The 11,227-nt window shown below is 66.4% G+C and carries 8 protein-coding genes; 1 reads left to right on the top strand and 7 read right to left on the bottom strand.

Translation table 11 applies throughout. The features are described 5' to 3' along the window. The 6 genes from QO033_RS24865 to QO033_RS24890 all read right to left on the bottom strand — a co-directional run. The coding region (locus QO033_RS24865) for a GDP-mannose 4,6-dehydratase (RefSeq protein ID WP_284482010.1) at nucleotides 1-121 on the bottom strand (121 nt) is incomplete at its 3' end. Nucleotides 122-193: 72 nt separating this feature from the next. Beyond that, nucleotides 194-940 carry a sulfotransferase domain-containing protein gene (locus tag QO033_RS24870; RefSeq protein WP_284483396.1) on the bottom strand — a complete coding sequence of 249 codons (747 nt, stop codon included), beginning with the start codon at nucleotides 938-940 and terminating at the stop codon, nucleotides 194-196. 189 nt (nucleotides 941-1,129) lie between these two features. After that, nucleotides 1,130-4,345: a glycosyltransferase gene (locus QO033_RS24875; protein WP_284483397.1), complete on the bottom strand. Its 3,216-nt coding sequence runs from the start codon at nucleotides 4,343-4,345 to the stop codon at nucleotides 1,130-1,132. A gap of 320 nt (nucleotides 4,346-4,665) precedes the next feature. After that, on the bottom strand, nucleotides 4,666-6,045 hold the full coding sequence (locus tag QO033_RS24880; protein WP_284483398.1) for a hypothetical protein: 1,380 nt from the start codon (nucleotides 6,043-6,045) through the stop codon (nucleotides 4,666-4,668). Further along, complete coding sequence (locus QO033_RS24885; protein ID WP_284483399.1) at nucleotides 6,042-7,547, bottom strand: coiled-coil domain-containing protein; 1,506 nt, start codon at nucleotides 7,545-7,547, stop codon at nucleotides 6,042-6,044. The genes QO033_RS24880 and QO033_RS24885 overlap by 4 nt, the downstream gene beginning before the upstream one ends. A 50-nt stretch (nucleotides 7,548-7,597) precedes the next feature. Further along, on the bottom strand, nucleotides 7,598-8,992 hold the full coding sequence (locus tag QO033_RS24890; RefSeq protein ID WP_284483400.1) for a coiled-coil domain-containing protein: 1,395 nt from the start codon (nucleotides 8,990-8,992) through the stop codon (nucleotides 7,598-7,600). A 270-nt stretch (nucleotides 8,993-9,262) separates the two neighbouring features. Between QO033_RS24890 and QO033_RS24895 the strand changes: the two genes are divergently transcribed. After that, nucleotides 9,263-10,330: a hypothetical protein gene (locus QO033_RS24895; protein ID WP_284483401.1), complete on the top strand. Its 1,068-nt coding sequence runs from the start codon at nucleotides 9,263-9,265 to the stop codon at nucleotides 10,328-10,330. Between the two features lie 61 nt (nucleotides 10,331-10,391). Here the strand turns inward: QO033_RS24895 and QO033_RS24900 are convergent, their stop codons facing one another. Next, on the bottom strand, nucleotides 10,392-10,931 hold the full coding sequence (locus tag QO033_RS24900; protein ID WP_284483402.1) for a hypothetical protein: 540 nt from the start codon (nucleotides 10,929-10,931) through the stop codon (nucleotides 10,392-10,394). Between the last annotated feature and the right edge of the window lie 296 nt (nucleotides 10,932-11,227).

Genomic DNA, 11,227 nt, shown 5'->3' on the forward strand with positions numbered 1-11,227 from the left:
TGTTGAACAGCGAGGCACGGCGCTTGATGCCGTGAACCTCATAGCCTTTTTCCAGGAGAAACTCAGCCAGATAAGAGCCATCCTGCCCTGTGATGCCGGTGATGAGTGCTTTGCGGGTCATATAGATTTATCCAATTCGTTCGATTGTTGGGGGCGTTACGAAACTCCCAACTTTACCGCGGCTCCGTTCAGGTCAGTCTTGATATCCGAAGAACTGCATCTGATTAGCCATGCCTTCATCCAGTGCGTCGATCGTTTCTGGGCTCATTTTTCGCAGATGATCGCCGGGTGTAACTTGGCGTTTGTGCTTGCTGGGATCCTCGTTCTTTGGGGTGAAGTCGATCTTTTCCCCCAGTGTGACGCGTAGCTCGTTCGTTAGCGGCTGATCTATGAAATCAGAGATCCGGTTTAGCCAGGATTCTGTGTTCAGAACCATTTCCTCGTATTTCAGAACGAGGACGTCATTGTGCTCTTCTACCAGGTTGCGTAGGACTTGTAGTCGGTTGCGATAATTGGAGATCTCTCCGCGGGCATATTCATCTATGTTCATTTCTTTCATTGCTTCACGCCGTTCTAGAAAAGCTTTCAGTTTGTCTGAGTCTTTTGGCGGAACATGGGATTGGCGATAGGAAAAATAGGCGGAGGTAATGCAGTCGCGGGGGTCGCGGACTTGAACGATAACTTTTAGGTCTTTCAGTTTTGGCATTCTTGAAGCCCAAGGGCCCCGTATTACGCCATAATAAACGCCCTCATCCCGCATTTGTTTCTGATGTTGAATATAAACTTGATCCAGCGGCAGCGGTGAAGAGGGCGCAATTAGGGAGATGCGATCCATCTCGAGGCCACGTGCTGTGCAAAAATCTACAAGTATCTGGTCCGTGATAGTGCTGCCTGCTTTGTGCATGGACACGCAGGCGATGCTTTTAGAAGGGGAGCTCATGGCCGTTTTTCCATTTACATAAATAGTTTGTTTTATCGATCGCGTATACTTGGTCTCCGTAAGGCGGGGTACATACAAAAGAGACCGAGTTGTGTCGCTGACCCCGGGGAGAGCATCTGCCGGAGGCGAGACGAATGTGCCCTCCCTCGTAGTGCGTATTCCTACCTCTGCCTGTTCGAGTGCGCATCATCACGATGAACTTTCGTGACGTATTCTGCGGTATAATTCAAGACATTGGTTCATCGCGGCCTCCTGATTGTGGTAATTGCGGGCGTGGATATGGCCGCGCAGCCCGCGCAGCTGCGCCTCGTGGGTGCGCGGATTCTCCAGTGCCCAGGCCAGGCCGGCGGCGAAATCCTCCGCATCGCCGTATTCGGCGATGTAACCGGTGTCGTGATGGGTCACCAGCTCGGGCACGTTGCCGACCGGGAAGCCGACCACCGGGGTGCCGGAGAGCAGCGCCTCGACCACGGTCTGCGGCGCGTTGTCCTCCAGCGAGGGGAAGGCGAAGACATCGGCGGCGGCATAGAGCAGCGACAGCCGCTTCGGGTCGGAGATATAGCCCATGTTATGGCCGGGGATGGCTGTGTCCAGATTGGCTGAGCCGAAGAACAGCCCCTCGACCCCCTCGGCGGCGCCGAGCTGCACCAGCCGGTCGATGCTCTGCTGCAGGTACTGGCCGCCCTTGCGCCGGTTGTCCAGGCTGTCGGCGCCGAAGATGATGTATTTGCGGTCCAGCGGCAGCCCCAGCCGGAGCCGGGCGACCATCTTGTTGGTGGGGGTGAAATGCCCGACCGGGAAGATGTTGGGGATCACATGGATCTCGCGGCCCTCGAACAGAGAGCTCTGGCGGGCGCAATCGGCCAGCCACTGCGACGGGCAGACGATATGGAGGTTTTCGATCTTGGAATAGGCGTCGCGCTTGATCTGCCAGTTCTCATGCGCGGTCTGCACGCCGGGGGCCAGCAGCGGACAGTCGCGGCACTGGTCCTTGTAGCCCTCGCAGCCCTCGGAATAGTGGCAGCCGCCGGTGAAGGGGTTCATGTCGTGCAGCGTCCAGACCACCGGCCGGTCGTTCACGATCTTCTCGAGCTGCGGGTAATCCAGCATCCCCGAGACCCAGTGCAGGTGGATCACGTCGATCGCCGAAAGCTCGCGGCCGAGCACCTCGCCCATGACCAGGTTGCCGGGGCCGGAGAACAGCTCGCGGGCCTGCGCCTGGTCGACCGAGATGGCATCCAGCCAGTATTGCCAGAGCGCTTCGGTGCCGCCCTTGGCCTGGGCCTCGGCCGCGGCCGGGGTCAGCGGCGCGCCGAAGACATTGGGCGGCTCGCCGTTCTTGAAGATGCAGATCGAGAAGGCGCCGACGCCGGCCTCGCGCAGGGCCGTCATGCTGCGCTGGCTGGCGATGCCGGCCCCGCCCTGCGCCGAGGTGGTCAGGATCGCCACCTGAACCGGCGGCTCGGCCGGCGGCGGCGCCTGGATCAGCTGGTGACGGATGAAGTTGCGCTGGAAGATCTCGTAGAGCTCGGGATTGGTGCAGCGCGAGGCATCCGGCGCCCCGGCGGCGCGGAAGGCGGCGAGCACCGCCTTGTAGAAGGCCCGGTGCTGGGTCTCGTCCAGGGTTTCGTCCAGCTGGCCGAAAAAGGGCGGGTTCCAGTAGTCGAACAGGAAGAAATCGGCACGCTCACGCTGGCCGGCGCCGTCCAGAAGCCCCCAGGACCGGCGGCGCCAGTCGACCTCGTCCATGTATTTGCCGATGTCGTAGGTGTTCATCGCGCTTTCGGCGTTGTCCTTATAGACATAGACGACATCCGGGATCAGCGTGATGCTGGGGGCCAGCGAGATGGCCTTGGTGAGAAACAGGCTGTCCTCGCCCATGCGCAGTTTCTCTGGGTAGAGAATGGTCTCGACGAAATCGCGTTCGTAAAGCGCCGCCCAGTGGCCCTCGGTCGAGGCCAGCAGCTCGGGCATCTCGGACAGGGTGGTATGGGCGACGGTGCGGTCGGAGATGCCGGCGGGGTATTTCACCCCCTGCGACATCTGGCCGTGAATCCGCCGCTCGACCTGGAAAGCGCCGCGCACGATGCTGCTCTCGTGTTTCTGCGCGCTGGCGAACAGCCGCGACAGCGCCCCGGCGGGCAGTCCGTCGTCGGCGTCGAGGAAGAAGACGTATTTGCCGCGGGCGGCGCGGATGCCGACGTTGCGCGATCCGCCCGGGCCGAGATTGCGCAGGTTGTTGAGCAGCCGCACCCGCGGATCGCGCTGGCGCAGCGCCTCGATCACCGGGGCGGTTTCGTCGCTGCTGCAGTCGTTGACGCAGATCACCTCGATGTTCTGCAGATCCTGGGACAGCACCGCCTGCACCGTTTCGGTGACGAAGGCGGCGGCGTTATGCACCGGCATGACGATGCTGACATCGGGATAGCGGCCGTCGTTGGCGGCCAGCTGGTCGACCGGGGCCTCGCCCCAGGGACCGCCCCAGAGGCGTTTGAAATCCCGCAGCATGGAGCGGACCGCGAGAACGAAATCGGGCTGGTCGAGATGGGCATTGGCCACCTCGATGAAATCCTCGGGTCGCGCCTTGGAATGGTCGCCGAGCCGGTGCAGCTCCTCTTCCGACAGGAAGGGGAAGACCCGGGACAGCAGCGCCCGGTGCTCGCCGTGAAGTTGATCCAGCGCGGTGTTGGAAACGCCGCTGGTGCGGAAGTTCAGCAGCGGTGCGCCGACCTCGTAATAGGTGGCGCCGGCCTGGTAGAGGCGGACGGTCAGCTCGAAGTCGGCGATGATCGGGAAGGCGGTGTCATAGGGGCCGATCCGGTCGTAGAGCGCCGCCGGGATCAGCATCGTCTCGTGGCGCAGCGGCATGCGGAGCAGGACCGATTTATCGTAGGTCATGCTGGGCAGAACATGCGAGCTGCCGTCCTCATTGACATAGCGGGCCAGGGAACCGGTGAATGAGCAGCCGCTGAATTGCTGGGCGGCCACCAGCCGGCTGACCGCGTCGGGCTGATACCAGTCGTCGGAATTGAGCAGCAGGATATAATCGCCCTGTGCCAATTCCAGGCCTTTATTCATCGCGTCGTAAATGCCGCGATCCGGTTCGGAAACGTAATAATCGACGTTTTTCTCGTATTTCCGGACGATGTCGATGGTGCTGTCTTTCGACGCCCCGTCGACGATGATGTATTCGATGTTGCTGTAGGTCTGGGCGATAACGGATTTGATCGTCTGCTCGATGGTCTCGGCGGAGTTCCAGCAGACGGTAATGATGGTGACGAGCGGGGTGGTGGAATTCTTCTGCTTTCCACCGCCCTGCAGGCGCAGGCCGCCCTCGGCTTTCCGGTCTCCACCTGTCTCGGGGTAACGGTCGTAGCGACCCACGAATTTGGTATCCTGAAACATTCTGCAAATCGCCTTTTTTTGTCGCTTCAGCGACATAAAATCTCACGTTGGTAAGGGCTTAGCTGGGTTTGTCCTGTTGTGCAACCAAGCGCCGGTGCCGGTGCCCCATCTGTGTGAAACTCTGCCGGGGCCAATCTGCCCGGGGTGCTCTGCAGGGTTCAAGGGGCTTTTGAACCGGGAGCTCCCCCCGGGTCAGGCCGGGGTCGGTTTGAGGGTTTTTCAGGCGTTTCCGGGCCCGGTCGGCGCCCCTGCGCGACGCCCCGCGCGACCCCGGTCGGCGAAGTCCCGCCGACCGGGCCCCGGGCGCGGGGTGAGTCTGCTCAGAGCGTGCCGCTGCGGTCGTTGTCGCGGATGCGGTCGCAGGCGGCCTGGAAGGCCGCCTTCTGATCGAGAAGCGTTTCGGTGATTTGCCGCACCCCGGAGTGGAATGCAGAGGATCTGGGGTGAAATGAATGCTGCGTATCCGATTGCAATCGGGCGGCAGATTTTCGTTCCTTTTCTGAAAATACATCTTTTCTGTCTTTGACGAATTTGGAAATGAATTTTGGAAGTTTATCGTAATGAAGGACGCTGACCTGTTCGTGCGGATCGGCGCACCATTTGTTCAGGAAGCCGGAAATATACTCCGATTTCTGCTGCAGCCATTGATCGACACGGCCCGGAGGGACCGGGCGGAAGTTTTTCTCGATCTCTTCATGGGCCGCTTTGAGAATATTTTTCTCATGCAGAAAATAGATCTTTTCCATCCGGATGCCGCGGGTGGCCAGCAGATCGGAATGGCGCTCAAGTTCGTCCAGCGCCCACCAGGACGTCAGGATCATCAGCGGGTCGCGGACCAGCACGAGACGCAGCACACCGGGGGGTGGCGCATAGGCGGGATCGGTCAGCGCGAAGTCGTGTGATTTGACCATGCGCACGGGATGGTTGTCCGCCGCAGCGGTGCCGAGGGCGAATTTCGACACCACGCAGGGGTGCTGCCGGCAGCAGCCGGGCTCCTGATACCATTCGCAGAAGGAGAAGCGGTCGCCGAGGATCGCCTCGAAGCTGGACTTCAGGTAATGCAGCCCGGAGCGCGGCAGGGACTTGGTTTCGATCAGATAGGGCAGATCCTTGCCGGCCCGCCAGTCCGGCAGATGGCTGTGGAAGGGCTCCAGCCCGGCGGCGATCCGCGGCGCCGGACCGGTGGCGCGGCGCGCACCGGTCGCCGGGCCGCGCGCCTGGCTGAGATTGGCCCGTTCCTCGGCCTGCCGGTTGCGGCCGGCATCGGAGGGGGTGTCGGCCCGGCTGGCGGGGGCGAGAGCGGCCTCGAAATACTGGGTCGCCTCGGTCTCGTGGCCGAGCACCAGCGCGGCGCGGCCGAGACTGTTATAGGCGCCGCTGATCAGGACCTGGGCCAGCAGCCGGGGCGATCCGCCCCAGTCCAGTGCCAGCTTGGCATGCCTGCGGGCGCCCTCGGGGCTGCCGGTCTGGGCCAGGCCGGCGGCGACCAGCAGGGCGAGCCGCATCCGCTCGGGATCGTCTTCCAGCGGTTGCGAGGCCAGCGCCGCCAGCGCCGGCCAGTCGGCCCGGTCCCAGGCTTGCCGGGCGATATCGAACAAGGTGCGCTCCCGGAACAGACCGTCGTCGGCGGCGGCCGGCGGCGGTGCGGTCTTGCCGGTGCGCCGGGTCCCGGCGGCGGATCGCTGGTCAGTCTCTGTCACAGGCTGTCCCTGCTTACCATGAGGTCCTTGAGCAGCCGCAGCTGCCCCTCGGCCTTGAGCATTTCATCGCGGCTCTGTTGCAGCCGCTGTTCGCTGGTCCTGCGGTCGGTCTCGCGGGCGGCGGTCAGGGTCGCGATCTGGGCCCGCGCCTCGCCCAGCTCGGCGGTGCGGGTCTTCAGGGCGTCGCGGGCGGCGTCGCGGTCGCCGACCAGGGCATCGACCTGGGCCCGGGCCGTCGCCAGATCGCCCTGATGCTGGTTCAGGGCCTGGCGGATCTCGCTCTGCTCGGCGCTCAGGGCGGTGATCCGCGCCTGGGCGGTGGCGATCTCCTCGTCGCGCTGGCCGAGAACGCCGCGGGCCTCGTCGCGTTCGCGAGTGAGGGTGCCGATCTGCTCCTGGGCGGCGGTCAGGGCGTTCCGGCGTTCGGCCAGCGCCTTCTGGGTCTCGTCGCGTTCGGCGGTGAGGGTGCCGATCTGGCTGCGGGCGCCGGCGATTTCCTCGTCGCGCTGGCCGAGCAGGGCGCGGGCCTCGTCGCGCTCGCGGCTGTGGGCCTCGGCCTGATCCCGCGCCGCCGCGGCTTCGGCGTCACGCTCGGCCAGGGCGCTGCGGGCGGCATCGCGCTCGGCGGTGAGGGTGCCGATCTGGTCGCGGGCCGCGGCGATTTCCGCGTCGCGCTGGTTGAGCAGGGCACGAGCCTCGTCGCGCTCGCGGCTGTGGGCCTCGGCCTGCTCCCGCGAAGCCGCGGCTTCGGCGTCGCGGTCCGCCAGAGTTCCGCGGGCGGTGTCGCGTTCGGCGGTGAGCGTGGCGATCAGCTCCCGGGCGGTGTCCAGCTCGTGCTGCAGCGTCTCGGCGGTGCGGCGGCAGGCCAGGGCATCGCGGTTCAGCCGGGCCATGACCCAGGGCCGTTCGGGATCCTCGGGTCGGGCCTCGGGCGCGGCCTGGAAGGTCTGCGCGGCGAGATAGGCGAGGATCTGGTCCAGCGGCGCGGCCGCCTCGTAAAGCGGGTCGATCCAGTCTTTCAGCACGATGGTGTCGAAGACATGCAGCAGATCCGCGGCGGCCAGCGCCTGCAGGATCCCCAGGGTCTCGCCCGGGGTTTCCAGAACCAGAAGCTGGCTGCCCGCGTCGGCGGCCGGCCGGTCGCGCAGCAGGGCCGCGGGATCGAGCGGGGTGACGGTCTTTTCCGACTGGATGCGCAGCCCGGGAAAGATCTCGCGCAGCGCCTCGGAGGGCGGCCGCAGGCTGTCGAGCTCGGGGAAATTGGTCTGGTAGAACGGGCGCGGCGTCGGATCGCCCGAAACCGCCGCCTGAAGGGTATCGACCCGCGGTTCGCGGCCGGCCTGCAGGGCGAGGGCCGCGGCGGCCTCGGCGCCGGCCTCGACCAGCAGCACGGAGGCGGCCCCGGTCCCGAGATAGGCCGGCAGCTCCGCGCCCGCGCCGGCCCCGATATGCAGGATGCGGGCGACCGGTCTGGGCAGGTCGGCGAGGAGAGAGGTCAGCATGGGCGGTCAAGCCTCCGTTTGATGGCCCGTTGCGATGGCCGGGGCCGGCATCATGCCGGGCGTTGCCCGGACAGCAGCGCCCGGATGCGGCGCAGCGGGCCCGTCACCCGATAGGAGCGGGAGTTGTAGACATGGTGCAATTCCGCCTCGGCCCGGCCGAGGGCCTCGCGGAGCGTCCGCAGCTCGTCCTCGAGCCCGGCGATCCGGGCCTGTTTCACGGTATTCTCGCCCTGGCTGTCGGCGGCGCGGGCGGTCATCAGCGCCAGCTCCGCTCGCAGGGCGGTCTGCCGGGCCTTCATCTGGCGGATCAGCTCGTCGGCGGCGCGCAGGCTGTCTTCCTTGCCCGAGAGCCGGCCTTTCAGCGTGTCGCGGGTGCGGGTCAGCTCCCGTTCCAGCGCCGGCAGTTTCGCGCTGGCCTCGGTCAGCTGGACATTGCGCCGGGCCAGCGCCTCCAGCTCTTCCTGCAATTCGCGGCCCTGAGTCTGCAAAAGCGAGATCACGCTGCCCGAGGTACGCTGCGCCGCGTCGCTCTCGGCCAGCTGGGCCTCCAGCCCGGCGGTCTGCCGGCCAAGCGCCTCCAGCTGCTCCTGCAGGGCGCCGTTGTGCTGCTCCAGATCCGCGACCTGCTGCTGGCTGGTGGCGGTCTCGGCCTCCTGCGCCTGCAGCTGGCCGGCGATCTCGGCATTGCGCTCGAGCAGGATCTTGAGCTCGTCCTGCAGCTCCTGGCCCTGCAGCTGCAGCAGGCCGATTTCGGTCTGCGCCTCTTCCAGCGCGGCGGTGCGGTCGTGATCGGCGGTTTCCAGCGCGCTGTTGCGCGCGCTCAGCCGCTCGGTCTCGCCGCGCAGATCGAGGTTTTCCCGCTGCAGCCGCTGCGCCTCCTCCAGCGCGGACTGGCTGCCCTGATAGGCCTGGAACACCGCTTCGGGGTCGACGGGATCGGCCGGGGCGCTGTCGGAGAGGCCGATCGACACCGCATCGAGCTCGGCCATCAGCAGCCGGTTCTGCGGGTCGTTGTGCAGCATCTGCTGCGCCAGGGTGAGCAGGAAGAGATTGTCCTGATCGTTGCGCCGCGCGCCGCCCGGGCCGCTGCCCGCGGGCAGGCCGAACCGGTCGCGGAAGGCGGCGGGGTGGTCCAGCGCTGCGGTGATGCTGAGCACCCGGCTGCCCCGGCGGTTGCGGCGGTTCAGCGCCAGAATCGCCCGGGTCTGGGCCTGCCAGTCCCGCAGCGCGGCCTCCGGGCCGGTGCCGGCGGCCATGGCGCGGCAGATCGCGATCGCGGGGGCCAGGTGCAGCAGCAGCAGCGTGCCCTCGGCCGGGGCCTGATCGGGCAGGTTGTCGCGAATGTCGAGATTATATCCTTCCGCCAGGACCTGAAGGATCGGCGCGGCGTCTTCTCCGGTCGGACTCCAGACGGTCAGCGGCGCATGTCTGGATATATCTCGCACAAGCGTCTTCCTTGAATGCAAATCGACATTATTCCGGGCCGGACCAATCGAGCATGCCCGCCGGACTCCCGCCTTTTTACAAGCAGATTCCACAGGATGGCAAGCATTGGCTGGCCCGGGCCGGCGCCGCCCGGGGCGAGTGCGCGGGCGCTGCCGACCGGGTGGGCGGGGGGCGGTTTTGGGCGTGTTTCCCGCGCCGGGGTGCGGTATCAGACCGGGGTATGAGCCGACGGGACAGGCGGCGGGGCAAGGCTGCGGGAGACAGCGGAGATGACGGCGGGACGGCAGGCCAGGATCAGGGTGTTCGGGACCGGGCGGCATGCGCATCGGATGCCGCTGAGCTATCGGGCGCTGCAGCCGCTGTTTGCGGCGACGGTCGAAAGCGTGGCGCGCCCGGATCAGGCCGATCTCTATCTCTTTGCCCATTCGCTGGATGTCGAACAGGCACCCCGCGCCCTGGTCGAGGACTGGCGGCGCCGGCGCCGGCCGGTGGTGATCCTGTCGGAGGAGCCCTTCTGGGACACGATCTGGGGGCGCCGGCCGCTGGCGCGGCAGCGCTGGATCGACACCGGCTACGGCCGGTTGCCGGTGATCCAGATCAACCATCAGACCAGCGCGGTCTTCGCCTTCGACCGGATCCCCTATTACCTGCTGACCAACCACCGTTTCGCCAGCACCTATGCGGCGCGGTTCGCCCGCAATGCCGAACGCTCCGCCGCCGACTGGCGGGCGCTGTTCGAGGCCCGGCAGATCGACCTGAGCTTCATGTTCGAACGCCGGCCGGAGCCGCATCACGCGGTGGCCTGGCCGGAGGCGGGGCTGCGGGGGCTGTGTTCCTGGCGTACCGAGCTGGCCGAGGCCTGTACCGTGGGCCGGGTGGAACGGCTGGGCCGCAGCTGGCAGGGCGGCCCCAGCCGGTTCGAGCTGGAGAACTGGTATCTCGACAAGATGATCCGGATGGACGGGCGGGCGCGGATCGTCGGGGCGATCGAGAACACCCACCAGCCGCAGTATATCACCGAGAAGATCTTCGACGCCTTCGCCAATGGCGCGCTGCCGCTCTATGTGGCGGGGCCGGGGCACCGGCTGCGGGAGTTCGGCCTGCCGGAGCCGTCCTGGCTGAATCTCTGGGGGCTGAGCCCGGCGGGGGCCGCCGACCGGATCGCCGGGCAGCGCTGGACGCGGGAGCTGTTCGAGGCCTATGCCGAGGCCCAGCACCGGCTGGCGGCACTGTTCTGCGACCCGGCGCTGTGGGTGGCGGAACGGACGCGGCTGGCCGACGCGCTGCAGCGGGAGCTGCAGGCGGTGCTGGAGACCGCGGCGCCGGCCACGGGCTGAGCCCGGAGACAGCTTTCGGCGGTTGTCGGACGATTTGCGGGCGGCGTTTCGAGCCGGGCGATCAGGAGATCAGCAGCGGTTCCATCCGCAGCACCCGCATGTCGACCGCATCGCTGTGGAAGAACAGGTTCAGTTCGCAATCGCCGGTGCGCTCGGCCAGGGCGGGATCGATCGGGATATGGCTCAGATGCACCTGCGGCCCGCCGGGCAGCACCACCGGGTCGGGCAGCCCGGCATCCTGCAGGCCGCCGTCGCGGAAGCGATAGCGCAGGGTGGGGGAAAAGCTGACCAGCCCGCTGGGCTCGGCCTCGATCAGCAGGCCGAGATAGCGGCCGCGGAACAGCACATCGGCGGGCAGCCGCATGCCGAAGCTGGCCCAGACGCCGCTGTCGGCCCCCGTAACGGTCAGCCGGAAGCCGGCCTCGTCGGGGCCGCAGGTCATCTCGGTTTGGCCGGCGGGGTCGCAGGACAGCCACAGCCCCTCGCCCAGATCCTCATGCCCGGCCCGGACGGTGACGGGATCGCGCGTGCGCAGAGCGTCGAGATGGCCCTGCAGGTCGGCGAAGGCGGGCGTTGCGGCGGCGTCGGGGGCTTGGGTCACTCTTTTACCTTTTCGTCTGGCTGCATCGTTGCATGTCTGTCAGCGCGCCCAAGTTGGCCGATTTCCCCCCCGATGCAAGCTTTTCCTGTGGCCGGCGGCGGCGGCGCCGGGGGAAACCGCCCGGTGTCGGACCCCGGTGCGGGACCCGGCTGTCGGACCTCGGGGCAGGGCCTCGGGCGGTGCGCTTTGCAGGGTTGAACAGGTTGAGCCCATTGGCGATACCGTTGGCGACAGTGGGGTGCGGGCGCGGTCCGGCCCTGTCTTGATGCATTTCTTTCGGAGTTTATAGATATGAT

The organism is Pseudodonghicola flavimaris (genome assembly GCF_030164425.1).
Lineage (GTDB): Bacteria > Pseudomonadota > Alphaproteobacteria > Rhodobacterales > Rhodobacteraceae > Pseudodonghicola > Pseudodonghicola flavimaris.